Here is a 25740-nt window from a genome sequence, read left to right as displayed (position 1 = left end):
TGTTTAGCTAATGCGAGATATTCGTTTTATTGACAAAACATTTGATAGTACCCAATCTTTACTATATCATTTATCCATCCAGATTAGTCTGGATGGATTTTCTTTTTGTATACTCGATATTCCCAAGGGAAAATACGTCCTGCTGCGGAACCACCCTGTTTTTCTGAAAAGGCCCCGCCTGTTGCTCAACCGGCTGAGAGATGTAATTGATGAAGAGGAGCTTTTCAACCTCGAATACAAAAGCGTCGACATTATCTACTCCACACGGAAATCGACGCTGGTACCGGAAGCCATGTACTCTAGAGGAACAGCCGAAAAGTTTTTCGCTTTCAACCATCCGCTGGAAAAGAATTTCACCATCGAAAAAACGCACCTAACCAAAGCTGAAGCCTGGTCGCTTTATGAAATTCCGGTCAATTTCCGCGAGTTTCTTCTCGCCAAATTTCCAAAAGCAACGCTACGGCACCATATATACCCGATTGTTGAAAGCTCATTGAAACGCAACAAATCGCAGACGGAACGGGTAGAGGTACATTTAAATTTCTTCCGGCACAATTTTGATTTGATTGCCATCGAAGGCCCAAAACTCAAATTATACAACAACTTTACCTACCGGGACGAAAATGATGTGCTGTATTATGTGATGTACATTTTCGAGCAACTAAAACTCAATCCTGAAAAAGTAAATGTGATTATTTCAGGATCGATTTCCCGGATGGCACCACACTATTACCTCCTGAAAAAATACATCCGGAAAGTTTCGTTTGCCAAACTCGATAAAACGTACCAATACAGCTACACCTTTAACGAAATTCCCGAACACTACTACGCACCCCTGTTAAGTTTATATCGATGCGAATAATCGGCGGAGAATTCAAAGGAAGGCATTTTAGTCCGGGCAACAGCTTCAAAGCAAGACCCACGACCGACTTTGCCAGGGAAAATCTTTTCAATATTCTGATTCACCGGATTGATTTGGACGAAATATCCGTGCTCGACCTATTCGGGGGAACCGGAAGCATTACGCTGGAATTTGTTTCACGCGGATGCGAAAAGGTCACTTGTGTGGAAAAAAACTACCGCCACTTTTCGTTTATTCAGGAAACGATAAAAAAGCTCGGAGTTGAGAAAGCAGTTCACCTGATTAAAGGTGATGTTTTCCGATTTATCGAAAAAAGTGCAGGAAAATACGACTTGGTATTCGCCGATCCGCCGTATGACCTCCCCAATCTGGAAACCTTGCCAGAGCTTATCTTTCAACACAACTTGTTAAATCCGGGCGGCATTTTCATCCTCGAGCACGGAAAAACAAACAATTTTAGCTCGCACCCCCGTTTCAGCGAATTGCGCAAATACGGAAGTGTTCATTTTTCCATCTTCTCACAAGAAAAAGATTAAGTATATTCACGAAAGCGTTTCCGGTTTCGTTTACTGAAAAATTGGTAAAAAAATTGGGGTATAGATTTGCAGTTAAAGAAACAAGCTATATATTTGCATCGCCTTTAAAAATAAGGCAGGGCGCAAGGCCCGGTTCTTTCATATTTTGTGAACGTTTTCCTGAAAAACACATGGTCTGGTAGTTCAGTTGATTAGAATACATGCCTGTCACGCATGGGGTCGCGGGTTCGAGTCCCGTCCAGACCGCCAATAAAATATTAAGGAAAACGATTTTGGTCCGGTAGTTCAGTTGGTTAGAATACATGCCTGTCACGCATGGGGTCGCGGGTTCGAGTCCCGTCCGGACCGCCAATAAAATATTGAAGAACCATTTTGGTCTGGTAGTTCAGTTGGTTAGAATACATGCCTGTCACGCATGGGGTCGCGGGTTCGAGTCCCGTCCAGACCGCGAAAGCCTCGGAGTTATTCCGGGGCTTTTGTGTTTTAACAGGTCGATATATAAAATCAAAAATCTTTTGAGGGGAATAACGGAAAGCAGCTTACGCGAAGCATCAATCCTTTACGGAAATCAGATGTTCCTCGGTTAATATTTTCTCCCCTTTCCAGCGATAGGCCATCAATTTTCCGGTCGTTGCCACGCAACTATCCACGCAGCACAAATTCGACTGCGGTATAGCACAACATCCAGAGAGGCAGTAGTGCCCGAAAAATACAGGCGGTTGGTCTTCGGAATACGGTTCGAATCGCGGAACGATTTCCTGCGGAACGGAATAATCGGGTAACACAAACTTGTTTCCGAACGAAAGGCTTCGGAATGTTTTCCCGGAAGGTGATTCCCACCAGTTCATCCGGAAGGTTCTCCGCGTCATTCCCCTGGTGTCTTTTACAATCAAATCGGCCGGTGTGCGGTATTCCAGCCCTTTTAACAGGTGATATACCACTTCAGAAGCAGGATGTCCGTTCTCATGTATTTCGCGAAGAAAACGCTTCTTCAGTTTATCAGCAGGAAGGATTTCCTTCAGATAATCAATCTCTGCATCGTTCCAATAGGCGTGAGCCACGCGTATTTCGCCCAAATCGAGAAAAAGCGGCAGCGTTCGTAACCACCGGAGATAATCTTTCCAAAGCTCTTTTTCGTTTTTAAACTGGCTCAAGGTCTTGCTGATTTGGTTCCGGTTACCTGAAATGTGTCTGCCGAGGTAGGTTCCTCCCGAATCTTTGATGTGATATAAAATGGCAGCGTACTCATGGTTTCCCAGAATAGCATACGCGGTTCCGGCTTCCACCATTCCCCTCACAATTTCCAGGGTTTCCCTGATTTGGGGCCCCCGGTTAATGAAGTCACCTACAAAAACAGCTTTCCGCTTCTTATGCTGCCAAACCCCGTCTTTCAGTTCATAGTTGAGCTTTTTGAGCAGTTTCTTCAGCAATTCCGCGTGGCCATGCACATCGCCAATGATATCGTAGAATAGAGTATTTTCCTTCATGGGCAGTAAATTTAAAAATTATTGAAGTCGGAAATAAAAAAAGCAGCCCCGAAATACGAGGCTGCTTACATTTATTCTGTCATTTGATTTACTACCACCAAACGGTGTAAAAGACTATCAGAATGAGACTAATAATGATTGCCCCAATATTAAATCCTTTCGATGTTCTGAAATAATCTTTCTTCATGATCAAGCCATTCGGATCGTCTGCTTTTGATTCCAGCAGACTCACCACAATTAAAATAGTTGCCAGGATCAGGAAGACAATTCCCATCCGGTTCATGAAAGGCAGATTCGGCATCAAAGCCTTGAAGGCAAACCCCAGCGGGATGGTCAGGATGGCGGTAAGCAAAGCGCCGTTAGCATGCGCTTTCTTCCAGAACATTCCCAGTCCGAAAATGGCCAGAACTCCCGGCGTAATCATTCCGGTAAAATCCTGAATAAACTGGAATGCCTGGTCGAGTCCACCCAACAGTGGACGTGCAACGAAAACAGCAATCACCAACGCCGTGAACGAAGTCAGACGACCAATGGTTACCAGGTGCGTTTGCGAAGCTTCAGGCCGGATATGTTTTTTGTAAATATCCATCGTAAAAATCGTGGAAGTGGAATTCAGCATGGAAGCCAGCGACGAAACTATCGCAGCCGCCAATGCAGCGAAGGTCAATCCCTTCACCCCGGTGGGAATAAACGTATGCAACAACCACGGATAAGCTTTGTCAGATGGATCGATAACCACATCGGTATTGCGCGTGAGCACAAAAGCGGCAATACCCGGAAGAACCACGATAAGCGGTGTTAAAATCTTGAGGAAACCAGCGAAGATCATTCCTTTCTGAGCTTCATCGACACTCTTGGCTGCCAAACCACGCTGAATGATGTATTGGTTAAAACCGAAGTAAGCCAGGTTCGCTACCCACAATCCACCAACTAACACAGAAATTCCGGGTAGATCCTGAAATGCATCACGCGTACCACCGTTCGTTCCATTGGGAACCAGCAACTCACCTTTATGAATAATCATATTAAACTTTTCCGGTGCCTGCTTCATCAATTCAACAAAGCCATTGAGCGGTCCATTCACGCCAAACTTATCAGCCACAGCATCCAGTGCCAGCCAGGTAGTAATCAGACCACCGGCGACCAGGAAAACCACCTGAATAACATCCGTCCAGGCAACTGCTTTCAATCCACCATATATTGAATAAAGGGCAGCAAAGAGCGCCAGTGCAATAATACCGTAGAGTAACGGCACTCCCATAATCGTCTCCAAAGCCAACGCTCCAAGGTACATCACAGAAGTAAGGTTAACGAACACATACACCAGCAACCAGAAAATGGCCAACGCCAGTCGCACGCGTCCGTCGTAACGAACTTCGAGGAACTGCGGCATGGTGTAAATGCCCTTGTCGAGGAAGATAGGCAGGAAGTATTTACCGACGATGATCAGCGTAGCGGCGCCCATCCACTCGTAGGAGGCAATTCCCAGACCAATGGCAAAACCGGAACCGGACATACCGATGAATTGCTCAGCTGAAATATTGGCTGCAATCACCGATGCACCAATGGCCCACCAGGGTAATCCTTTACTTGCCAGGAAGTAGTCCTCAGCATTCTTTTTATGGCCTTTCTTTTCTCTCGAAACCCATAGCCCTACGCCCAAAATCACGACAGCATAGAGTATGAAAGCCATATAATCCCAAAATGTAAACATATGAATTGGATTTAGTATCGATTTATGATTTCTTATCTCTGTTTATAGTGAACGGTTGACAACGCCCGTAAACGCTCTGCACTTGTTTCCGCCGTAATATCGCGCTGCGGAGTCGCCAGCATTTCATAACCCACCATGAATTTCTTCACGGTAGCTGAGCGTAATAGCGGCGGGTAAAAATGCATATGGAAATGCCATTCCGGATGCGGTTCATCATCGGTCGGACTTTGATGAATACCTGCCGAATAAGGAAAGGAAACCTCAAACAGGTTATCGTACATCACCGTCAAACGTTTGTATATATCGGCCAAAGCCAGTTTCTCTTCGCCGGTAAACTGTCCCAGATGTTGGATAGCCCGTCTGCTGATAATCATACTTTCGAACGGCCACACTGCCCAATAGGGTACCAACGCAACGAAATGTTCATTCTCAACCAGAATGCGCTCTTTCTTCTCCAGTTCACTTTCCAGGTAATCGCCCAGCAATGTCCGCCGGTGATTATTGTAATACTGAAGCTGCGCCATCTGTTCTTTAGCGGGTTCATTCGGAATGGAACTTGACGACCAGATTTGTCCATGCGGATGCGGATTGGAACATCCCATCACACTTCCCTTGTTCTCAAAAATCTGCACATAGTTAACAAAATCCTTTGCCCCCAGCTCTTTATATTCACTTTGCCAAACATCGACCACTTTGGCAATTTCTTCTACCTCCATCTCGGGAATCGTCAAATCGTGCCGCGGGCTAAAACAGATTACTTTGCAGACTCCACGCTCACTTTCGGCCCGGAAGAGTTCTCCCTCTTCCACGAGTCCTTCCGACGTATCTTCCAGCAGTGCACTGAAATCGTTTCGGAATACATAAGTGGATTGATAATCCGGATTTTTTTCACCGCCGGCACGCTCGTTACCCGCACACAAATAACAGGTTGGATCATATGGCGGGCGGGTCTCTTCCTGAATCTTCTCAACCTGTCCCTGCCATGGCCTTTTCGCTCGATGCGGTGAAACCAAAACCCACTCACCCGTCAGCGCATTATATCGCCGGTGCGGGTGATCGGTCAAATTAAAATCAGACATAATTTGGTCTTTTACGATTAGCAAACCTTGTGACTTCCCTCTCCAACTTCGGCTACGTAGAATTCCGGCTTCAGCCCGGTGCGAGCTTCATAATTCCGGCCCACCTGTTCGATGAACATATCAACTGCTTCATCTTTCACCAGCGAAACGGTGCTACCACCAAATCCGCCGCCAGTCATGCGGGAACCAATCACACCATCAATTTTCCGGGCTTCTTCCACCATAGTATCCAACTCGTTGCCGGTTACTTCATAGTCATCCCGGAGCGAGTCGTGCGAGCCGTTCATCAACTGTCCGAACTTTTCCAGCTCTCCGGCTTTAAGTGCATCCACCGCATCGCGGGTACGCTTGATTTCGGAAACTACGTGGCGGGCACGTTTACGAACCGTTTTGTCTTCGATTTTATCCTGAAGTCCGAGAAAATCTTCCCAGGACAATTCTCCGAGTTGTTTAATGGATTTGAAAGGTTGAATCGCTTCTACGGCAGCCTTGCATTCTGCCACGCGCTGGTTGTACATACCTGAATCGAGCTTGTGCGGGCTATTGGTGTTGCCGATGACAATCTTTACTCCATCCAGTTTAACCGGAACCTGCTCGTAGTCCAGCGTATCGCAATTCAGAAAAAGAGCATGATCTTTATGAGCCATTCCGGAAGCAAACTGATCCATAATTCCACAATGAACACCGGCAAACTCGTGCTCGGCCATCTGTCCCATTTTCACCAGCTCAACCCGCTCCTCAGCGTATCCGTATATATCATTAATCGCCACTCCGGTTACCATTTCCAGGGCCGCAGACGACGAAAGTCCGGCACCATTAGGCACATTTCCCCAAAAAAGAAGGTCAGCTCCGATATCGGGAGTCTTTCCTTTTTTCACAAACTGGGCAATCACGCCCAACGGATAATTGAACCACTCGTTTCCAACTGGTTCAGTTAATTGATCAAAAGTAATATCCGCTTCGTTTTCCACATTCAACGAAGCAAAGTGAAAGTTTTTTTTGTCGTTTTTCCTGATAAGGCAATAGGTACCAAACGTAAGTGCACAGGGAAACACGAATCCGCCATTATAGTCGGTATGCTCTCCAATCAGGTTAACACGCCCCGGCGAGAAATACACAGATACTTCACCTTCACCGTATTTATTGACAAACTGCTGCTTTAATTCTTCAATATTCATTCGAGTTCGATTTCTTTAATTCATACTGGTAGGTACTGGTTGGTAAAAATATCCAATATTCCTCAATTGGCAAAATGTTTTCACCTGAGATTCCCTTCTGAAATATTTTACAAAGAATTCCGCCGAATGAGAGCCGACGGATTGCGCAGTTTTCCTGATGTCTTTCGTTCAACGAGTTCAGCCAACGTTTCCCCCATCAGTTTAAAATCGGTTGAAATGGTAGTAATTCCTCCGGCTACGACTTCTTTCAAAACCGTATCGTTAAACGAAACCAGTCCCAAGTCTTTTCCCAACGTAAGATTTTCCTCTGCAGCTTTTTTCACCATTCTTACCAGGTTCCGGTCCGACATGACGAAGTAAGCTTCACCTTTTTTCACTTTCCGGCTGCTGAGCGAGTAAATGACCTCGTGCTCAATCCCATTTTCTTCACAGAAACGTTTGAAGCCTTCGACTCGTCCTTCCGGCTCTTTTCCTCCCGGGAAATGCATCACCAGCTTGTCGTACTTCTCCAGCAAGTCTCTTCCGTCAGTCAGCGCATCGATAACATCCTGCTCAAAATCCTGGAAAATGACCGGATAGTCTTCTAAATCGGCTTTTTCACGGTCGAGAATATAAACCTTATCGTTTGGGAGATGACGGATCACCTGGCTGGTATTGTCGAAAGTAGCAGGCATAATTACATAGGCGCTGTATTTTCCAACGGCTTCGGTAACCAACTTTTCAAACAAATTGAAATTGAAGTGGTGAAAGTAAATATCAACACTGGTTTTATTGTCCAACTGGCTCGTAAACGCGTTGTACAAGTCTTCTTTGAACACATTCAGCTCATCGAACAGAACAAATATCCGCTTCTCATAATCAAGCACGGTGCTATCGATGTAGTAACCTTTTCCGGGTACGGAAGAAACCACTCCCCTCGCTTTCAACTCATTCAATGCCACCATCACGGTATCACGCGATAAGTCGAATGACTGACAAATCTCATTCAGTGATGGAATCTTGTCGCCTTTTTTCAGGTTCCCTTGCTCAATCGCTTTATAAACCGAACTGATGATTTGTCTGTATTTGGGAATTCCAGCTGTTTCGTCAATCTGAAATATGTGGTTCAATTTCACTTGATTCATGGAGTAAACTGATAAATTTATAAATTACAAAGTTGAAAAAAATCACCAAAAATACTACCAGTCCCTACTGGTATGTTTATTTTTATATAGAATTTCAAAAAATCCGGAATATCTATGGAACTAAGAAGAGAAGTATTTGGAACAACTCCCAAAGGAGAAAAAGTCTTTCTATACAAGTTAAGAAATGACAATGGTGTCACCGTTAAAATCACCAATTACGGCGGCATTATTACCTCAATTGAAACGCCCGACAAAACCGGCAAAACCGATAACATAGCGCTGGGCTTTTCGGAGTTGGAAGATTACGTCAGCGAGGAATACCTGGCCGGATGTCCATATTTTGGTTGCATTGCTGGTCGTTACGCCAACCGCATCGCCAACGGAAAATTCACCCTTGACGGACAGGAATACAAACTCGCGGTCAATAATGGCCCCAATCACCTGCACGGAGGATTAACCGGCTTCGATAAAGTACTGTGGGCTCCCCACAAAATCGAAAAACCAGACATGGTTGGCGTTGAATTGAAATACCGGAGCATTCACATGGAAGAAGGTTATCCGGGCAACCTGGATGTGACCGTTACCTATACGCTCAACCACAAAAACGAGCTCGGAATTGAGTACAAAGCTGAAACCGACCACACAACGGTCGTTAACCTCACCAATCATACCTACTTCAACCTAACGGGAAACCGTGAAAACATTCTGCACCACAGTCTGAAACTTTACTCGGACCGGTATACCGAAACTGATGCAACGCTTATTCCTACCGGGAAAATCAATAAAGTAGCAGGAACACCATTCGACTTTACCGAAGAACATGAATTGGGAGCGAAAATCAACGAGTTGAAAGACGGATACGATTTGAATTTTGTTTTGGGTGATGATATAGACAAGTTGAAAAAGGCAGCGGTCCTTTCAGAAGATTCATCAGGCAGAACAATTGAAGTTCTGACCACCGAACCTGGAATTCAGTTGTACACGGGGTACTACATTCCGGAGATGACAGGGAGTAACGGCAAACAATTGGGGCGTTACGCTGGTGTCGCGCTCGAAACGCAGCACTATCCCGACTCTCCCAATCACCCCGATTTTCCTTCGACGAGATTGCAACCCGGAGATCAGTTCCACTCAAAAACGGTTTACCGCTTCGGATTAAAATAGATAACACACTCATCAATAAATACCTGAACAGATTCTGTTCGGGTATTTTTATGCCTTTTTCAGGCTTTAAAACATTTTTCTGATTAACGGAAATTTCCATAGTTTTGAATCTTGCTTAACAAAAATCCTAAACTACGGTATTCGCCGACGGAAAAAGAGACATCTATGAAGACACTTATTGAGCTTTTTGAACAAAGCGTCGCTAAATTTCCTGACAATCCTCTTCTTTGGGAAAAAACAAAAGACCAATACGAACCATCCACTTATCGTGAAATTCACGAACAAGTCCATCAGTTTGGCGCTGGTTTGTTATCAGCCGGGCTGGAAATGGGAGACCGTGTTGGTTTGCTATCCGAAGGCCGCAACGCATGGTTAATTAGCGAATTGGGAATTTTATACTGCGAGGCTATTAATGTTCCTCTGTCGGTGAAACTTGAACCCTACGAACTTAAATTCAGGTTGGAACATTCCGGGGCAAAAATGCTCATCGTATCCGGACAGCAAGCCGAAAAGATTGAAAGTATCCGCAAGGAACTGCCCGAGCTCAAAAAAGTGATTTATATCGACAGAAAGGAAAATCCGGGAACGAATGACCTCAATTTCTCGGACCTGATTGAGCAAGGCAAGACCTTCCTGGCAGATCCCGAAAAGAAAGCCACTTTCGATGCCATCTGGCAAGGCATTCAACCCGACGATTTGGCTAACATCTCCTATACATCAGGAACCACAGCCGATCCGAAGGGAATTATGCTCTCGCACTTGAACTATGCCGCCAACGTGGCTCAGTCCAACTCTCTCATGGAGATCGACGAAAGCTTCCGGACGCTGGCAATTCTACCCTGGGATCACTCATTTGCCCATACTGCCTGCTTATACAGCTTCATGGTCAATGGTGCCAGCATTGGTTCGGTGCAAATTGGTCGTTCACCGATGGAAACATTGCGCAATGTCCCGAACAACATCAAAGAGCTGAAGCCAAACATTTTGATGAGTGTGCCGGCTCTTTCGAAGAACTTCCGGAAAAACATCGAGAAAAATATCCAGGCCAAAGGAAAAACCGCGGAGAGACTTTTCAAACAAGGACTAAAAGTCGGCTACGCCTATAACGGCAATGGTTGGAACAAGGGCAAAGGCTGGCGTGCGTTGATGAGGCCCGCGGTTGCTTTCTACGATAAAATTCTGTTCTCCAAAATCAGGGAAGCGTTTGGTGGCGAACTGAAATTCTTCGTGGGCGGAGGTGCCCTGCTCGACATCGAGCTGCAGCGCTTTTTTGCAGCCATCGGAGTTCCGGTTTGCCAGGGATATGGACTTTCCGAAGCATCGCCCGTCATTTCTTCCAACGCACTCCACGCCATCAAATTCGGTTCATCGGGACGTTTAGTGAAAGACCTTGATTTGAGAATTTGCGACGAGGACGGAAAAGATTTGCCAGTTGGCGAAAAAGGTGAAATCGTCATCAAAGGCGACAACGTGATGGTCGGTTACTGGAAAAACCCGAAAGCCACCGCCGAAACACTGAAAGATGGCTGGCTGCACACCGGCGATATGGGCTACATGGGCCCCGACGGATTTTTGTACGTTCTGGGTCGCTTCAAGAGCCTGCTGATTGGAAACGATGGCGAAAAATTCAGTCCGGAAGGCATCGAGGAAGCGTTGGTCGACCAGTCAGAGTTCATTGATCAGGCCATGCTCTACAATAACCAGAATCCTTATACTTCCGGAATGCTGGTTCCCAATATTGGAGCCATTAACCGGAAATTGCAGAAGATGGGCGTCGATCCGGGAACCGAAGAAGGCAACGAAAAATCGCTGGAAATTCTCAAACAAGAAGTCGATGCTTACCGCAAAGGCGGAAAATACGAGGGTATGTTTCCCGAGCGCTGGCTGCCTACGACCATTGTCGTACTTCCCGAAGCCTTTACGGAACAAAACCACCTGATGAACAGTACCATGAAAATGGTTCGTGGAAAAATTACCGAATACTTTGCCAAAGAACTGGAGTTTCTCTATACAGCCGAAGCCCGTAACATCACCAATCCGATGAACATGGAGGCTATCGCCAAATGGAACGAAACGCTCTAAACAGCTAATTTGTATCCGGAATATGTCAACGTATGAGTGAACTATTTCGGATATTTTTTGTAAAATGAACCGGAAACTGCGATTAGAATCATGATACGAAAAGCCGTTATACCTGCAGCCGGATTTGGAACACGCTTCCTCCCCATCACCAAAGCGCAGCCTAAAGAGATGATTCCCATAGTCGACACGCCGGTCATTCAATATGTGGTGGAAGAAGCCGTTGCCTCCGGAATAACCGACATTCTGATGATTATCGGTCGTGGGAAACGAGCTGTGGAGGAATATTTCGATCGCTCTTTTGAGCTGGAATACCTGCTGAAACAAAAGAGAAAATTCAGGGAACTGGACACCATTCGTCGCGTTACCGACATGGCCAATATTCATTTCGTGTGGCAGAAAGAAATGAACGGTTTGGGTGACGCCATTTTACATGCTCGTGATCATGTTGGTAACGAACCGTTTGCCGTATTGTTGGGCGACACCATTTTCAGAAGTGAAATTCCGGTTACCCGACAACTTGTTGAAGTGGCCGAAAAATACAACAGTTCGGTGGTTGGACTCGAGGAAGTCCCGAAAGACATGGTAAATCGCTACGGCATTTTCGACGGCACTCTTTTGTACGATAACATTCTTCAAGCCAAAAGACTGGTTGAAAAGCCGACTATTCACGAAGCTCCGTCGAACCTGTCCATTGCCAGCCGGTATGTCTTCACGCCGGAAATTTTCAGTTACCTGGAAAAAACGCCTCCCGGGAAAAACAACGAGATTCAAATCACCGATGCGATGCAGGCCCTTCTGCAAAACGAAAAAATATACGGTGTAAAGTTGAAAGGAAAACTCTTCGACATTGGTGACAAGCTGGAGTTTATAAAAACCAATATCCTGTTTGGAATGGAACGGGAAGACATCGGCGAAAGCCTGAAAAACTGGTTAAAAGAATTAGCCCAGAAACTCTAAAGACGCTTCCATTTTCCTGTAAAGAAAAAAGAGGACTCCATTTCTGAACTCCTCTCACTACTTCTATGAATCAATCTGTCATCTGTTTGCTAGTATCCAAAAACGTGAGGTAACCACAAGCTCAGTTCCGGAACATAAGTAACAAGTAATAACGTGATAATCATCACCACGAACATAGGTAACAGTGGTTTGATTACGTGTTGTATTTTCGTGTTCGCCACACTACAGCCGATAAACAGAACCGAGCCCACAGGCGGCGTACAAAGTCCTACCGAAAGGTTCATTACCATGATGATACCAAAATGAATCGGGTCCATTCCCAACTGCGAGGTAACCACCGGAAGGAAAATTGGCGTGAAAATCAGCACAGCCGGCGTCATATCCATGAACACACCCACGAACAACAGTATAAAGTTGATGATTAGCAAAACAATAACCGGATTGCCGGATACGCTCAACAATGCGTCACTCACTCCCTGAGGGATGTTCTGATACGACATTACCCACGAAAGTCCCATCGACGTTGCCACCAGCAAAAGCACAATGGCGGTAGTTCCAACCGATTTCAGAAGAATTCCGGGCAAATCGCTCAGCTTAATTTCCTTGTAAGCCATCGCCAGAACAAAACAGTACAAAACAGCCACAGCCGAAGCTTCCGTTGCGGTAAAAATTCCGGCGATAATTCCGCCAATCACTACTAACAGCAATAATAAACTGGGAATAGCCTGGATAAAAATCTTCACGCTCTGTCGAAGTGTATATTTCTCACAAAGCGGATATTTCTTCCTTACGGCGAAAACAGCACCAACAATCATCAGTGATAAGCCGGTAAGAATTCCGGGGATATATCCGGCAAGGAAAAGCGCCGCAATAGAGGCACCTCCCGAGGCCAGTGAGTATACAATCAATATATTGCTTGGCGGGATGCTCAATCCGGTCGTTGCACTGGTAATGTTAATGGCCGCGCTAAAATTTTTGTTATAGCCCGATTTCTCCATTTCAGGTCCCATGATACTGCCAATAGCCGAAGCCGAAGCAGCCGCAGAACCGGAAATGGCACCAAAAAGCATGTTGGCAAGTACGTTCACAAATGCCAGTCCGCCGGGAAGTCGTCCGACCAATACTTTCGCAAACGAGATCAACCGGATGGCGATTCCGCCCCGGTTCATGAGTTGCCCCGCTAATATGAAAAAGGGTATGGCGAGTAGCGCAAAACTATCAAGTCCGGTAGCCATCTGCTGAGCCAGCGTAGTAAATGCCGGCAACATTCCTACACTTAAAAGAAGCGTAAGCAAGGCTGCCAATCCAATGCTGAAGGCAATGGGCACACCAATGGCCAGAAAAATGATGAACGAAATAACCAGAACAAATATTCCTAATGTTTCCATGAATCAAATCTTTTCAGCGTTTGGATTTTTAGTCAACCGGGCAATCTCGTCGATACTATAATACATGATGAGAAAGCCGCTTAGCGGAACAACAAGGTATACATAGCCGAGAGGAATCTGCATGGCGGCAGATATTTGTCCGAGATAAAAACGGGTGTATACCAGCCATATTCCTCCAATTACCATCACCGCAAGAGCGAACAACATCACTAAAATATTGACCAGAATATCGAGGTATTTCCGACGCTCAGGTGACAATTTCTGCGATAGCAAATCGATAGCGAGGTGCTGTTTCATTCCTGCTGCCCAGGCTGCTCCCAGCAATCCTACCCAAATCAGGAGGAATCCGGCCAACTCATCAGTAAAAGAGCTTGGGTCCTGGAAGATATAGCGGCTGGCTACCTGCCAGAGCACATCAAGAACCAGCGCGCCCATCAGAATGACCACTGCCCGCTCCAGTATTTTATCTACAATGTTTCGGAGTTTCATTTAAAACACGTTTAGTCATGAATTATCGGTTGCCCGGAGAAATCAATTTTCCCCCTTGTCTCCTGGAAGAGCGAGTGTATCGACCGCCTGAATTCGTTTGATCAGCGAATACATGGTCGAATCGTCTTTATACTGCTCATACATTCCTTTCACCTTCTCTCTGAAAGGCTCCTTGTCAGGATGGATAATTTTCACTCCGGCTTTCTTCACAGCTGCCAGACTTTCTTTTTCCGATTCCGCCCATAGCTTACGCTGAACGGGAACCGATTCGTTAGCTGCTTCCTGAAGCCATTTCTGCTGCTGCGGGGTCAGCTTATTCCATACAATGGTACTGATGAGCAACACATCGGGAACCATCGTATGCTCATCCAACGAATAGTATTTACAAACTTCGTAGTGATGAGACAGATAGAAACTAGGCGGATTATTTTCCGCACCGTCAACTACACCGCCTTGCAAAGCTGTGTACAATTCTCCAAATGAAATTGGTGTAGGAGAACCTCCCAGCAGTTTCACCATTTCCACCGCCGTATTACTCTTCATCACCCTGATTTTTAATCCCTTCAAATCATCAGGAGTATAAATCGGAGTATCTTTTGTGTAGAAGGAGCGGCTTCCGGCATCGTAGTAACAGAGTCCGCGCAACCAGAATTTCTGAGCTTGCTTTAGCATTCCCTGTCCGATAGGGCCGTCAAGCACTTTGAAGGCGTGTGCTTTATCTTTAAAAATATAAGGAAGACTAAGTACCTGAAATTCCGGTGCAAAACCTTCGAGTGCGGCAGCCGAAACTTTTGTCATCGCCAGCGAACCGATTTGGAGCAGCTCCAGGCATTGACTCTCACCGCCCAGCTGACTGGAAGGATAAATTTCGAGTTTCATGGTACCACCGGACAACTTCTCCAGCCGCTTACCCATGTAAACCATGGCTTTATGCACCGAATTCGTCGGCGCCAGGCTGTGGCCCAGTTTCAGTACCGTCACTTTCTGATGTTGCTGGCAGGACGAAAAAATGAAAAATCCCATCAGCAGCAGAAAGGACATCATCGGTTTGGATTTTATCATGTTTTTTGGCTTTCAAAAAGAAAAAAGCTGGTTCCTCACCCTCTGATTTCTTCCAGTATTTCAAATACCTGCTTTACCTTATTCGTTAAATCCGAATAATTTCCTTTATGAATAATCTCTTTTGTTATCAACTGCGAGCCCATTCCCACGCAAGTGACACCGGCACCAAACCAGGCTTTCAGGCTTTCTTCTGTCGGCTCAACTCCACCTGTCGGCATTAGACTAGTCCACGGGCACGGGCCTTTTATCGCCTTCACAAACGATGGTCCGCCCACCTGTGCACCCGGGAAGATCTTACAGATTTCAGCTCCGTACTCTTCGGCCTGATTAATTTCGGTTAACGAACCGCAACCCGGCGACCAAAGAATTTTCCGGCGGTTACAAACCTTCGCCATATCCGGGTTCAGAATCGGAGAAACAATAAAGTTAGCTCCCAGTTGGATGTATAACGAAGCCGTACCCGCATCCACTACAGAGCCTACCCCAAGCATCATATCGGGCATCTCGGCAGCAGCCCAGTGATTCAGTTCTGCAAAAACTTCGTGTGCAAAATCACCGCGGTTGGTAAATTCAAAAACCCGTACGCCACCGTCATAACAAGCCTTCAATACATGTTTACACACGCCTGCATCCGAATGGAAGAAAACCGGAATAATTCCAGTTTCCTTCATCTTCAGTGCCACTTCAATCCTTGAAAATCTAGCCATTTCTATTTTTTAGTTTCCTTGTATTTCGAATTCCTACCGGGATACACGACCTGAAGCATCACCCGACATCAGCTTCATCACTTCCTCGACGGTCACCTGGTTGTAATCGCCATAAATCGTATGCTTCAGGCAAGAAGCAGCTACTGCGAAGTTCAATGCTTTTTGCTCGTCTTCCGGCCACGTCAGCAGACCATAAATCAATCCGCCCATGAACGAATCACCGCCGCCAACACGGTCGACAATGTGCGTAATCTGATAGGTAGGCGCTTCAAAAAGCTCTTTTCCGTTCCACAGTACGCCCGACCAACTATTGTGGTTAGCACTGACAGAGCCCCGAAGCGTTGTAATCACTTTCTTCACGCGCGGGAATTGTGCCATGATTTGCTTGGATACCGATTCGTAAGCAGCTCCGGAAACATGGCCTCCGGTTACGTCTACTCCTTCGGGTTTGATACCCAAAACCATTTCGGCATCCTCTTCATTTCCGAGAACAACATCGGTACCTGCCACTAAGTCCGGCATCACTTCTCCAGCTGTTTTTCCGTATTTCCAGAGATTTTTCCGGTAGTTCAAATCGCACGAAACGGTTACACCCATTTCGTTGGCTTTCGCAATTCCTTCGGCCAACACATCGGCAGCTCCCTGCGAAATAGCCGGTGTAATTCCGGTCCAGTGAAACCATTGCGCATCTTTCAGTACTTCCTTCCAGTCGATCATTCCCGGTTGAATTTCGGAAATGGCCGAATGTGCCCGGTCATAAACCACCTTCGACGCACGGCTGACGGCACCTGTTTCCAGGAAGTAAATTCCCAGACGCTCTCCGCCCCAAATCATCTTATCGACACCGACACCATATTTCTGCAAATCCATCAGGCACGATTTCCCGATATCATTTTTGGGCAACCGGCTGACAAAATCAACCGAGATGCCATAGTTTGCCAGCGAAACAGCTACGTTTGCCTCGCCCCCTCCAAAGGTGGCCGTAAACTCCTTCGCCTGGCTAAACCGCTGATATCCGGGAGTAGCCAATCTCAACATGATCTCACCAAAAGTGACCACTTTTTTATCCATCGTTAAGCAACTTTTATTCTTGTATTGGTTAATATTCTTTGGTTTGTTTCTTCTTTCTAAAAGCGGAAATAATTCTCCGCGTTGTTGAAACTGATGTTCTCAACCATCTGTCCCAGCAGTTCCATGTCAGCCGGCATTTCACCGTTTTCGACGTCATTCCCGAGGAGGTTGCACAAGATGCGACGGAAATATTCGTGACGGCTATACGACAAAAAGCTTCTGGAATCGGTCAGCATACCAACGAAACGGCTTAGCAATCCGAGATTCGACAGGGCATTCATTTGTTTGGTCATGCCGTCTTTTTGGTCAAGAAACCACCAGCCCGAACCAAACTGGAATTTTCCGGGTACGGAACCGTCCTGAAAGTTTCCGAGCATGGTAGCTATCACCTCGTTGTCGCTCGGGTTCAGGTTATACAGAATGGTTTGTGTCAGTTTTTCTTCATAATCGAGACGGTCGAAGAAACGCGACATAGCAGTAGCCTGCGAATAATCGCCAATGGAATCGAAGCCGGTATCCGGTCCCAACGTTTCGAACAAACGACGGTTATTGTTTCGCATGGCTCCCAGGTGGTACTGCTGCGTCCAGCCCCGCTTGTGATCCATAACGGAGAACTCATATAACATGGCCGAACGGAATTTCAGCAACTCTTCCTGATTAATCTTTCCACCTCCACGTACTTTGCTGAAAATTGCAGCAATTTCTGCGTTCGTGTACGGTTCAGCGTAGAGCGTTTCCAGTCCATGGTCAGACAAACGACATCCATTTTCATGAAAGAAAGCATGACGCTTATCCAGCGCTTCCATCAGCTGGTCGAAGGTTGAAATGTCCATTCCAGCAACAGCCGAAAGTTGATCGATATAAGCATTAAAAGCTTCTGTATTTTCGATTGCCATGGCCTTGTCAGGGCGCCATGCCGGCAACACATTCACTTCGAAACCATCTTCTTTAATTTGCCGGTGATATTCCAGCGAATCAACCGGATCGTCCGTTGTACAAATGGTATGCACATTGGCTTTCCTGATAATACCGCGACAGGAGAAGTCGGGCGTATTCAGTTTTTCATTCGCCTCTTCCCAAATTTCCTTCGCCGTTTTTTCATTCAGAATCTTATTGATTCCAAAAGGCTTTTTCAGTTCCAGATGAGTCCAGTGATACAACGGGTTCCGCAATGTATAGGGCACGGTTTCCGCCCACTTCATGAACTTTTCCTCATCCGTGGCATCACCGGTACAATAGCGTTCGTCCACGCCATTGGTGCGCATCGCTCTCCATTTGTAGTGATCGCCGTAAAGCCAAATCTCCGTCAGGTTACGGAATGATTTGTTCTCGGCAATTTCTTTCGGAGAGATGTGACAGTGATAGTCAAAGATGGGCATTTTAGCCGCATGTTCGTGGTATAATTGACGCGCCGTATCGGTTTCCAACAAAAAATCTTCTCCCAAAAAAGGTTTCATCTATCTATCCTTTTACAAATTAAACAGTCTCTTCAGGTGGCGGTCAAACAGGTTTTCCTCCACACAACTTCCAACCAGCTCTTTATTCCTTTCAATCAGCGAAGTATACGTTTCGCCATATTCAGCGGCAATCTTGTACCCAACATGAATTAACTGACGGAAACCAGGATTGTATTCCGGATGACCGGGAATATGACGTAACGCATTCGCATACTGCTCGCTCGTCCAGCTATCCACATCGGAAACCGATGGCAGCAGTTGATCGTCAATATCAATTACATCGGCATATGGCGCACACAGTTCGTCTTTCCGCTTCAGCGCCTTTTTATAAATATTCCTGGCCAGTTCCAGTGCTTCACCGCCAGCCAGCGCCAGGCCAATCACTTCCTCAAGCCAGGTAGTACCAGCCGTTTTTACGTGAAGACCTTTATCATATTTACGAATAATTTCGGCCATCACCGGATAAATGGAAAACTTATCCGATCCGGAATGCACGCTCAATTTCAACGTTTCCGGAAGACCGAACTCCTTCACGGAAAAGTCGATAACCAGAATGTCTTCTTCAAACTCGCGGGCAAACTGCTTCACATCGCCGACATAATCGACACCTTTATTAAAACGCCCGGTGAACTTCGGGGCAATCGTTTGCACGGGGATACCCTCGTCAGCAATCATTTTCAGGATGAAAAACATCTCGATAGGTGTCTGCGGAGCTTCCACCTCATCCATCGAAACTTCGGTAATGAAGTCGTGATCCTTTTTCCGTGCTTTGATGAACCGATAAATATTTCCTGCTTCAGCTATAGCTGCCAGGAAACGGTCGGCCATTTCCCTCAAAAACTCTTCGTCCACTTTGAACGGAGAATCAATGCCGGGAATTTGCCATTCACCTTTATACTTTTCGCAGGCATCCAGAAAATCATCCACATCATCAGCGGAAGAGGCCTTGCCAATAAAAGCAGCCACATCCAGTGTGAAAAAGTTGGACGATTCAAGAAATCCCTCAACGTTTCCCAGGCCAATATGGTCGGCATCGACAAAATAGGCTCCCTGATACCCCAAAGCTGCCACAGCTGCATCAGCTTCGTTCCGGGTATCTTCCGGTTTCGAATGAACGATGGTATGTTCGCGGTTGGACTTGTTCCAAACCGGACTGATATCGATGCCTGCTTTTTGAGCTTTCATGATGGCCCGAAGCTGTGCCTCACCTTCTCTGGCGAACCGATCACCGATACCAAAGCTATATTTTCCAAGTTTCATAATCAGCTTATTTTCAACAGAATTTACTCACACATGTTTTCCGTGTTCGTTCACGAAAGTAGTAACTTTTTCCTGAACACAAAACTTAAAAACCCAATAGATCGCTCTTTTATGTTTTAAAATAGTTTTTTGCCGTTATCGTACACGACAAATCTTTTTTTTCATAGATTTGTTTGTTGAACTGAACATTGAACCTTAAAAATTTTGCCTTATCAAACAGGAACGAAAAATAATCCGTATAAAAGACATCGCGGAAAAAGCAGGTGTATCGATCGGTACAGTTGACCGGGTGTTACACAACCGTGGTGAAGTTTCGGCCGCGACCAAAGAAAAAATACTGTCCATCATTAATGATCTGGACTACCGCCCCAATTTTTTGGCCAGTTCATTAGCTTCCAAAAAAGAAACCTCATTCGCCGTGCTGCTCCCCAAAGCACCAACCAAAGAATCCTATTGGACCCGTCCGCTTTCCGGAATTGACCGGGCAGCAGAAGAGCTGGCCCAATTTGGTGTAAAATTGGATTTATACCTGTTTGATACCGATGGTTCCGCTTCATTTAATGAAAAGACGGTCGATATTTTGGAGAATCCGCCGGCCGGTGTTTTACTGGCTCCTTGGATCAGCCGGGAGGCAAAATTATTCACCTCAACATTGGATGCATTAGACATTCCTTATGTTTATATCGATTCCAATCTGAAAGAGACGCATCCGATAAGTTACATCGGACAGAACTCTTTCCAGAGCGGATACCTGGCGGCTAAGCTATTAAATTACGGTTTGCCGGAAGGACGCGTGTTTCTGTTGATTCATATCGGTCGTGAACTGGATAATCAAAACCACCTCCATCAGCGCGAACAAGGATTCTTTGACTATTTCAAAGAGAAATCCATTCAGCAGAAAATCATTAAGATGGAAATTCAGGAAAGCGAAGCCGAACTGAAACAGCAGATAGCTACCAAAGGATTGGCTCCCGAAAAAATCGATTGTGTTTATGTAACCAATTCACGGGTTCACATTGTGGCTGAGTATTTTTCAAAACGGGGGCTTCATCCCCGAATTTTAGGCTACGACCTGATTCCGCCCAACGTGAAAATGCTGAAGAAAGACGCCATCGATTTTCTTATTTGCCAGAACCCGGAGGAACAGGGCTACAACGCACTGAATGCGCTGTTCGATCACGTGTTGAGAAAACAGCCGGTGGAGAAAGAGCATTTCACGTCCATCGATATTATTACAAGAGAAAATCTGGACTACTACAGTGCCAAATAATCTGAAATAGAAAAACTAAATCTACAAGATATTTGATCCATGAAAAACTTTACGTTCGACGACCTTAACGGGAAAGTATGTGTTGTAACTGGTGGAGCCGGAGTTATTGGAAAAGCAATTGTATCAGCCCTGGCAACTGTTGGGGCAAAGGTTGCGATTGTTTCACGTGGTGAAGAAAAAGGAAAACAGGTTGCTGAAGAGATTTCCCGGGAAACCGGAGGAACGGTCATCTGGATCAAAGGCGACGTGCTGGACAAAGCCCAGTTGGAACAAGCCCATCAAGCGATTTACGAGCAACTCGGCCCCATCGATATTCTCGTCAATAATGCAGGAGGAAACTCGCCGAAAGCGACGACCGGCGTAGAACAAATGCAGGAGTCCGATCTGGACGACCTTCAATCGACTTTCTACGGATTGGAAATGGAAGGATTCGACAATGTTTTCGACCTCAACTTCAAAGGGACAGTGTTACCAACCATGGTTTTTACCCGCGACATGTTGGATAAGAAAACCGGTGTAGTGCTGAACGTTTCTTCCATGAATGCCTACCATCCATTAACGAAGATACCGGCCTATTCGGCAGCTAAAGCTTCGATTAATAATTTCACCGAATGGCTGGCAGTGCACATGGCCAAAGTCGGTATCCGGGTTAATGCCGTTGCACCCGGCTTTTTTATCACTGAGCAAAACCGCTTCCTGGTGTTGGACGAAAAAACCGGCAATTACTCCAAGCGAGGACAGAAAATCGTTGACAACACTCCGATGGGTAAATTCGGTGAACCGGAAGATTTGCAAGGAACCGTTCTGATGCTTCTTTCTAACCTCTCATCATTTGTTACGGGTGTCGTTATCCCGGTTGACGGAGGTTTCAACGCCTACAGCGGAGTTTAAGAAAAATTGAACTCACCTATTCAGGAAAATCAGTAAAAAAGAAATAGTAAAATGGATCTTCAACTCAAACAAAATTGTCAATATTCGTTGTTGGTGCCCACCAGCATGGGCGTACGCATTACGCCGGTAAACGGACAGCCTGTCCACAGCAGTAATCTTTTCGAGATGCAGGCGACCAGTGCCGAAACCAATGTGGCCAGTATTGCTTCCTATCTTGGAATGCCGGTCAAAGTGCTGACCACTTTCGTGAAGGGAAGTCCGGTTGCGAAATTCATCAAAAGCAATCTGAAAAGCCGCCACATGGATTACGAAGGACCGGAAGTTCCGCAAGGCGATCCATGGGGTTACCGTCACCAGTTCAATATTGCCGACAGTGGCTTTGGCTCCCGCGGACCACGCGTTCAAAACGACCGTGCCGGTGAAGTTGGCCGGACTCTCAACGTAAAAGATTTTGATTTGGAACGTATTTTCGGTGAAGAAGGCGTCCAAATCGTTCACCTATCGGGATTGATAGCAGCCCTTTCGCCTGAAACAAGTACGTTTTGTCTTGAGATTGCCCGCACCGCAAAAAAACACGGAACCCGCATCTCCTTCGACCTGAACTACCGTGCTTCATTCTGGAAAGGCCGTGCCGAAGAGTTGCGCAAGAACTTTACCGAAATAGCATCAGTTGCCGATATCCTTATCGGGAATGAAGAAGATTTTCAGTTGTGTTTTGGGATTGAAGGTCCGGAAGCCGGTGGAAAAGGCATCGAAGCCGAGATTGAAGGTTTCAAAGGCCTCATCACGAACGTGAAGAAATCATTCCCTAATGCATCAGTATTTGCCACAACATTGCGCCAGGTCGTCAGTACGAACGAGCACTTGTGGGGAGCTGTCATGCTGGCCGGAGCAGAATGGCAAGTCATCGAGCCTCGAAAAATCAACGTACTCGACCGCATCGGTGGTGGTGACGGTTTTGTTGGTGGTTTGTTGTATGGTATCCTGAAAGGCTGGGAAGCTGAAAAATGGCCACAATTTGGTTGGGCTACCGGTGCGCTGGCCACTACGTTCCTGACAGATTATGCTCAACCCGCCGATGAGGAAATGGTTTGGAGCATCTGGGAAGGAAATGCAAGAGTAAAGAGATAAGATAAAAAAGGCGAAGGCACAGGCGAAGGCAAAAGAAAAGAATCATGGCAAATCGATTTTACCAAATATGAGATGAGCTATAGAGAAAAGAAATACAACGATTTCAGAGACATGCCCGTTTGGCAGAAAGCCTTTGCCTTGTTAGTCGAAGTTTACCAAACAATCAAACATTTCCCGGCAGATGAGCGATTTGCTTTGACAGATGATTTAAAACGGGCCGCCAATTCTGTGGTTCACAATTTAGCTGAAGGTTACGGACGTTACGAACCCAAAGATAAAACCCGTTTTTACAAGATTGCCAGAGGAAGTGCCTACGAATCGATGAGTCAGATTCTGGTAGCTGAATCTCAGCAATATCTGAATTCCGAAATATCAGAAAATTTGGTTAAACGTTACAAAGAAGCAATCGAAGAAATTAATGCTTTGATTTTTTCCTTGGAAAAATAATTTACTCCGGCCCGGCATTGCTTTTTCTTTTGCCTTTGCCTCCGCCTGAGCCTTAAACAAAAAACATGATTTACTACGAAACAGGATCGCCCGAACAGGAGTTAAGTGCAGTCGACCTGCAGGAAGGCCTGTTTACGGCCCTCGATAAACTGGGGGACGTCAGCAAAGTGCTGGCTATTCCGCCGGACTATACCCGATACCCTTCGCACGCCGGTGAGTTGACCGAATTTGCCTGGCAATATTATGGCGACAAACTCACTGATATACTTCCGGCTTTGGGAACACATAGTCCCATGACGGAAGAACAGATACATCACATGTTCGGGCAGACACCAATGAAACTATTTCGCGAGCACGACTGGCGGAACGACGTGGTTACCTTGGGCGAAGTCCCTGGTGAATATGTGAAAGAAGTTTCCAAAGGGGCCATCGACTATCCATGGCCGGTGCAAGTCAACAAACTATTGCGCGACGGCGGCCACGATTTGATTCTCTCCATCGGGCAGGTTGTTCCGCACGAAGTGGTGGGCATGGCCAACTACAATAAGAACATCTTCGTTGGAACAGGCGGTTCGGAAGGCATTAACAAAAGCCACTTCCTCGGTGCGGTGTACGGCATGGAAAAAATGATGGGCCGCTCCGACACGCCGGTACGCCGTGTGTTTAATTACGCCAGCGAAAAAGTCGCATCCGAATTGCCCATCCTTTACGTTCTGACTGTGGTGGAAGCCGGCGGTGATGGCAAATTGAAAGTTCGAGGCCTGTTTATCGGCGACGACTTTGAAGCATTCGACAAGGCGGCTGCCCTTTCGGTGAAGGTGAATTTTGAAATGGTGGAGAAGCCCATAAAAAAGGCGGTCGTTTATCTCGATCCCACCGAGTTCAAATCGACCTGGCTGGGTAACAAAGCCATTTACCGTACCCGGATGGCACTGGCCGACGATGCAGAGTTGATTATTCTGGCTCCGGCCTTGAAGGAGTTCGGTGAAGATCCGGAAATCGACAAACTGATCCGGAAATACGGCTATCACGGAACGCCACACACGTTGGAAATGGTGGAGAAAAACGCTGAACTGAAGAATAATCTGAGCGCTGCAGCGCACCTCATTCACGGTAGCTCAGAAGGACGCTTCACGATAACTTACTGCCCGGGCACTAATGAAGAAAACCTGACACAGGAAGAGATTGAAAGCGTAGGATTTCAATACAAAGCCCTCGACGAAGTGATGCAGGTTTATGATCCGCATCAGTTAAAAGACGGGTGGAACCAATTGCCTAACGGCGAAGAGATATTTTACGTCCCCAATCCGGCGCTGGGCCTGTGGGCTCACAAAGACCGGTTCAGGGATTAATCATAAATTGCCAGACTAAAATTTTTCATTTTCATGGAAGATATCAGGTGGGGAATCATTGGATGCGGAAAAGTGACGGAAGTAAAAAGCGGTCCGGCGCTACAAAAAATTGAACACTCGAAGTTGGTGGCGGTGATGCGCCGTTCGGCCGAAAAGGCGGAAGATTATGCGAAGCGACATAATGTGTCCAAGTGGTATAGCGATGCCGACCAACTCATCAACGATCCGGAAGTGAATGCCATTTATGTGGCGACACCGCCCGAAACACACGCCCGATACGCCATTCAGGCCATGAAAGCCGGCAAACCGGTGTACGTGGAGAAGCCCATGGCACTCAATCACCAGGAATGTGAAGAGATGAACCGTGTTTCGAAGGAAACCGGCATGCCACTGTTTGTAGCGTATTATCGTCGCCGTTTACCCGGATTTTTGAAAGTGAAAGAGTTGCTGGAAGCTAATGCGATTGGTAAAGTCCGGTTGGTCAACATTCGTTTTTACCGTCCGTTTTATGAAGATGAATATAAAGATGGCGTTCTGCCCTGGCGTGTCATCCCGGAGATGGCCGGCGGTGGTTTGTTCTTCGATTTAGCAGCGCATCAATTGGATATCCTCGACGACTGGTTTGGTCCCATCCGCGATGTGCGTGGACAAGCCCTCAACCAGGCCGGAGCGTACCCTGCTGAAGATATGGTGCTGGGCAACTGGTTGCACGAATCAGGCGTAGCCGGAAGCGGCACCTGGTGTTTCACCACTTCGGAACAGAAGAATCTCGATGAAATCGAGATCATCGGCAGTACCGGAAACATCCGGCTTTCGACGTTCGAGTTTACGCCTGTCATTCTCGAAACGGCAGCCGGGAAACAGGAATTCCCTTTCCCCGCTCCGGATCACGTTCAGCAAAACTTGCTGCAAACCATTGTCGATGAACTTCGCGGTAATGGAAAAGCAGCATCCACAGGCGAAAGTGCTGCCCGCACCAGCCGTGTAATGGACGAAATGGTCAGTAACTTTTATTCCGGAAAATAGCCAGCG

At 46.4% G+C, this 25740-nt stretch carries 23 protein-coding genes and 3 tRNA genes; 14 read left to right on the top strand and 12 right to left on the bottom strand.

The genetic code is table 11. The annotated features are described in order from the left end of the window. Window positions 1–10: 10 nt before the first annotated feature. From GJU87_RS00630 to GJU87_RS00610, 5 genes are all read left to right on the top strand, one after another. On the top strand, window positions 11–862 hold the full coding sequence (locus GJU87_RS00630; protein WP_153637747.1) for a DUF3822 family protein: 852 nt from the start codon (window positions 11–13) through the stop codon (window positions 860–862). Beyond that, complete coding sequence (locus tag GJU87_RS00625; RefSeq protein WP_153637746.1) at window positions 853–1398, top strand: RsmD family RNA methyltransferase; 546 nt, start codon at window positions 853–855, stop codon at window positions 1396–1398. Before GJU87_RS00630 ends, GJU87_RS00625 begins: the two co-directional genes overlap by 10 nt. A gap of 172 nt (window positions 1399–1570) precedes the next feature. Next, window positions 1571–1647, top strand: a tRNA-Asp gene (locus GJU87_RS00620). Between the two features lie 25 nt (window positions 1648–1672). Next, a tRNA-Asp gene (locus GJU87_RS00615) sits at window positions 1673–1749 on the top strand. Window positions 1750–1772: 23 nt separating this feature from the next. Then, window positions 1773–1846 (top strand) — tRNA-Asp (locus tag GJU87_RS00610). A gap of 103 nt (window positions 1847–1949) precedes the next feature. On the opposite strand, the gene GJU87_RS00605 is transcribed toward GJU87_RS00610, so the two are convergent. From GJU87_RS00605 to GJU87_RS00585, 5 genes are all read right to left on the bottom strand, one after another. Continuing rightward, on the bottom strand, window positions 1950–2885 hold the full coding sequence (locus GJU87_RS00605; protein WP_153637745.1) for a metallophosphoesterase: 936 nt from the start codon (window positions 2883–2885) through the stop codon (window positions 1950–1952). A 91-nt stretch (window positions 2886–2976) separates the two neighbouring features. Next, window positions 2977–4599, bottom strand: coding sequence for a sodium/sugar symporter (locus GJU87_RS00600; RefSeq protein WP_153637744.1), 1623 nt, complete (start codon window positions 4597–4599; stop codon window positions 2977–2979). Window positions 4600–4631: 32 nt separating this feature from the next. Beyond that, window positions 4632–5678: a UDP-glucose--hexose-1-phosphate uridylyltransferase gene (locus GJU87_RS00595; protein WP_153637743.1), complete on the bottom strand. Its 1047-nt coding sequence runs from the start codon at window positions 5676–5678 to the stop codon at window positions 4632–4634. A gap of 17 nt (window positions 5679–5695) precedes the next feature. Continuing rightward, on the bottom strand, window positions 5696–6856 hold the full coding sequence (locus GJU87_RS00590) for a galactokinase (RefSeq protein WP_153637742.1): 1161 nt from the start codon (window positions 6854–6856) through the stop codon (window positions 5696–5698). Window positions 6857–6963: 107 nt separating this feature from the next. After that, window positions 6964–7980, bottom strand: coding sequence for a GntR family transcriptional regulator (locus GJU87_RS00585; protein WP_153637741.1), 1017 nt, complete (start codon window positions 7978–7980; stop codon window positions 6964–6966). A gap of 114 nt (window positions 7981–8094) precedes the next feature. On the opposite strand from GJU87_RS00585, the gene GJU87_RS00580 reads away from it, so the two are divergent. From GJU87_RS00580 to galU, 3 genes are all read left to right on the top strand, one after another. After that, a complete protein-coding gene (locus GJU87_RS00580) occupies window positions 8095–9144 on the top strand; it encodes an aldose epimerase family protein (RefSeq protein ID WP_153637740.1) in 1050 nt (349 codons plus the stop codon). A gap of 165 nt (window positions 9145–9309) precedes the next feature. Continuing rightward, window positions 9310–11226: a long-chain fatty acid--CoA ligase gene (locus tag GJU87_RS00575; protein ID WP_153637739.1), complete on the top strand. Its 1917-nt coding sequence runs from the start codon at window positions 9310–9312 to the stop codon at window positions 11224–11226. A gap of 90 nt (window positions 11227–11316) precedes the next feature. Further along, window positions 11317–12183 carry a UTP--glucose-1-phosphate uridylyltransferase GalU gene (gene galU / locus GJU87_RS00570; RefSeq protein WP_153637738.1) on the top strand — a complete coding sequence of 289 codons (867 nt, stop codon included), beginning with the start codon at window positions 11317–11319 and terminating at the stop codon, window positions 12181–12183. A gap of 89 nt (window positions 12184–12272) precedes the next feature. Here galU and GJU87_RS00565 read toward each other — a convergent pair whose 3' ends face one another. The 7 genes from GJU87_RS00565 to GJU87_RS00535 are packed head-to-tail and all read right to left on the bottom strand — an operon-like array spanning window position 12273 to window position 19617. Then, complete coding sequence (locus GJU87_RS00565) at window positions 12273–13571, bottom strand: TRAP transporter large permease (protein WP_153637737.1); 1299 nt, start codon at window positions 13569–13571, stop codon at window positions 12273–12275. Window positions 13572–13574: 3 nt separating this feature from the next. Further along, window positions 13575–14060 carry a TRAP transporter small permease gene (locus GJU87_RS00560; protein ID WP_153637736.1) on the bottom strand — a complete coding sequence of 162 codons (486 nt, stop codon included), beginning with the start codon at window positions 14058–14060 and terminating at the stop codon, window positions 13575–13577. A 42-nt stretch (window positions 14061–14102) separates the two neighbouring features. Next, window positions 14103–15122 carry a TRAP transporter substrate-binding protein gene (locus tag GJU87_RS00555; RefSeq protein WP_228491791.1) on the bottom strand — a complete coding sequence of 340 codons (1020 nt, stop codon included), beginning with the start codon at window positions 15120–15122 and terminating at the stop codon, window positions 14103–14105. A 35-nt stretch (window positions 15123–15157) separates the two neighbouring features. Continuing rightward, window positions 15158–15829 (bottom strand): bifunctional 4-hydroxy-2-oxoglutarate aldolase/2-dehydro-3-deoxy-phosphogluconate aldolase, encoded by a 672-nt coding sequence (locus GJU87_RS00550; RefSeq protein WP_153637735.1) that lies wholly within the window; start codon window positions 15827–15829, stop codon window positions 15158–15160. Between the two features lie 33 nt (window positions 15830–15862). Further along, window positions 15863–16900 (bottom strand): sugar kinase, encoded by a 1038-nt coding sequence (locus GJU87_RS00545; protein WP_153637734.1) that lies wholly within the window; start codon window positions 16898–16900, stop codon window positions 15863–15865. Between the two features lie 56 nt (window positions 16901–16956). Beyond that, window positions 16957–18357 carry a glucuronate isomerase gene (gene uxaC, locus GJU87_RS00540; protein ID WP_153637733.1) on the bottom strand — a complete coding sequence of 467 codons (1401 nt, stop codon included), beginning with the start codon at window positions 18355–18357 and terminating at the stop codon, window positions 16957–16959. 12 nt (window positions 18358–18369) lie between these two features. Then, on the bottom strand, window positions 18370–19617 hold the full coding sequence (locus tag GJU87_RS00535; RefSeq protein ID WP_153637732.1) for a tagaturonate epimerase family protein: 1248 nt from the start codon (window positions 19615–19617) through the stop codon (window positions 18370–18372). A gap of 211 nt (window positions 19618–19828) precedes the next feature. Here GJU87_RS00535 and GJU87_RS00530 point away from each other — a divergent pair, with 211 nt between their 5' ends. The 6 genes from GJU87_RS00530 (at window position 19829) to GJU87_RS00505 (ending at window position 25734) form a co-directional block, all read left to right on the top strand. Further along, window positions 19829–20887, top strand: a complete 1059-nt coding sequence (locus tag GJU87_RS00530; RefSeq protein WP_308788951.1) for a substrate-binding domain-containing protein — start codon at window positions 19829–19831, stop codon at window positions 20885–20887. A 39-nt stretch (window positions 20888–20926) separates the two neighbouring features. After that, a complete protein-coding gene (locus tag GJU87_RS00525) occupies window positions 20927–21778 on the top strand; it encodes an SDR family oxidoreductase (protein ID WP_153637730.1) in 852 nt (283 codons plus the stop codon). Between the two features lie 51 nt (window positions 21779–21829). Beyond that, a complete protein-coding gene (locus tag GJU87_RS00520) occupies window positions 21830–22909 on the top strand; it encodes a sugar kinase (RefSeq protein WP_153637729.1) in 1080 nt (359 codons plus the stop codon). A 72-nt stretch (window positions 22910–22981) separates the two neighbouring features. Next, window positions 22982–23356, top strand: coding sequence for a four helix bundle protein (locus GJU87_RS00515; protein ID WP_153637728.1), 375 nt, complete (start codon window positions 22982–22984; stop codon window positions 23354–23356). Window positions 23357–23421: 65 nt separating this feature from the next. Next, window positions 23422–24708 carry a lactate racemase domain-containing protein gene (locus GJU87_RS00510; protein ID WP_153637727.1) on the top strand — a complete coding sequence of 429 codons (1287 nt, stop codon included), beginning with the start codon at window positions 23422–23424 and terminating at the stop codon, window positions 24706–24708. A gap of 33 nt (window positions 24709–24741) precedes the next feature. Further along, entirely contained in the window at window positions 24742–25734 is a 993-nt protein-coding gene (locus GJU87_RS00505) for a Gfo/Idh/MocA family protein (protein ID WP_153637726.1), read from the top strand. The last annotated feature ends 6 nt before the right edge of the window (window positions 25735–25740 follow it).

The sequence above is a fragment of the Prolixibacter sp. NT017 genome (genome assembly GCF_009617875.1).
Lineage (GTDB): Bacteria > Bacteroidota > Bacteroidia > Bacteroidales > Prolixibacteraceae > Prolixibacter.
Note: the sequence above shows the minus strand (reverse complement) of the source record. Positions and strands in the feature narration are given on the sequence as shown.

Bases quoted from the DNA above. Each gene is read 5' to 3' on its own strand.
- GJU87_RS00515 (WP_153637728.1), top strand. From the start codon at position 22,982: ATGAGCTATAGAGAAAAGAAATACAACGATTTCAGAGACATGCCCGTT.
- GJU87_RS00520 (WP_153637729.1), top strand. From the start codon at position 21,830: ATGGATCTTCAACTCAAACAAAATTGTCAATATTCGTTGTTGGTGCCC.
- GJU87_RS00555 (WP_228491791.1), bottom strand. From the start codon at position 15,122: ATGATAAAATCCAAACCGATGATGTCCTTTCTGCTGCTGATGGGATTT.
- GJU87_RS00585 (WP_153637741.1), bottom strand. From the start codon at position 7,980: ATGAATCAAGTGAAATTGAACCACATATTTCAGATTGACGAAACAGCT.
- GJU87_RS00545 (WP_153637734.1), bottom strand. From the start codon at position 16,900: ATGGATAAAAAAGTGGTCACTTTTGGTGAGATCATGTTGAGATTGGCT.
- GJU87_RS00600 (WP_153637744.1), bottom strand. From the start codon at position 4,599: ATGTTTACATTTTGGGATTATATGGCTTTCATACTCTATGCTGTCGTG.
- GJU87_RS00510 (WP_153637727.1), top strand. From the start codon at position 23,422: ATGATTTACTACGAAACAGGATCGCCCGAACAGGAGTTAAGTGCAGTC.
- GJU87_RS00595 (WP_153637743.1), bottom strand. From the start codon at position 5,678: ATGTCTGATTTTAATTTGACCGATCACCCGCACCGGCGATATAATGCG.
- GJU87_RS00625 (WP_153637746.1), top strand. From the start codon at position 853: ATGCGAATAATCGGCGGAGAATTCAAAGGAAGGCATTTTAGTCCGGGC.
- GJU87_RS00580 (WP_153637740.1), top strand. From the start codon at position 8,095: ATGGAACTAAGAAGAGAAGTATTTGGAACAACTCCCAAAGGAGAAAAA.
- GJU87_RS00535 (WP_153637732.1), bottom strand. From the start codon at position 19,617: ATGAAACTTGGAAAATATAGCTTTGGTATCGGTGATCGGTTCGCCAGA.
- GJU87_RS00560 (WP_153637736.1), bottom strand. From the start codon at position 14,060: ATGAAACTCCGAAACATTGTAGATAAAATACTGGAGCGGGCAGTGGTC.
- uxaC (WP_153637733.1), bottom strand. From the start codon at position 18,357: ATGAAACCTTTTTTGGGAGAAGATTTTTTGTTGGAAACCGATACGGCG.
- GJU87_RS00505 (WP_153637726.1), top strand. From the start codon at position 24,742: ATGGAAGATATCAGGTGGGGAATCATTGGATGCGGAAAAGTGACGGAA.
- GJU87_RS00525 (WP_153637730.1), top strand. From the start codon at position 20,927: ATGAAAAACTTTACGTTCGACGACCTTAACGGGAAAGTATGTGTTGTA.
- GJU87_RS00605 (WP_153637745.1), bottom strand. From the start codon at position 2,885: ATGAAGGAAAATACTCTATTCTACGATATCATTGGCGATGTGCATGGC.
- GJU87_RS00565 (WP_153637737.1), bottom strand. From the start codon at position 13,571: ATGGAAACATTAGGAATATTTGTTCTGGTTATTTCGTTCATCATTTTT.
- galU (WP_153637738.1), top strand. From the start codon at position 11,317: ATGATACGAAAAGCCGTTATACCTGCAGCCGGATTTGGAACACGCTTC.
- GJU87_RS00590 (WP_153637742.1), bottom strand. From the start codon at position 6,856: ATGAATATTGAAGAATTAAAGCAGCAGTTTGTCAATAAATACGGTGAA.
- GJU87_RS00550 (WP_153637735.1), bottom strand. From the start codon at position 15,829: ATGGCTAGATTTTCAAGGATTGAAGTGGCACTGAAGATGAAGGAAACT.
- GJU87_RS00630 (WP_153637747.1), top strand. From the start codon at position 11: ATGCGAGATATTCGTTTTATTGACAAAACATTTGATAGTACCCAATCT.
- GJU87_RS00575 (WP_153637739.1), top strand. From the start codon at position 9,310: ATGAAGACACTTATTGAGCTTTTTGAACAAAGCGTCGCTAAATTTCCT.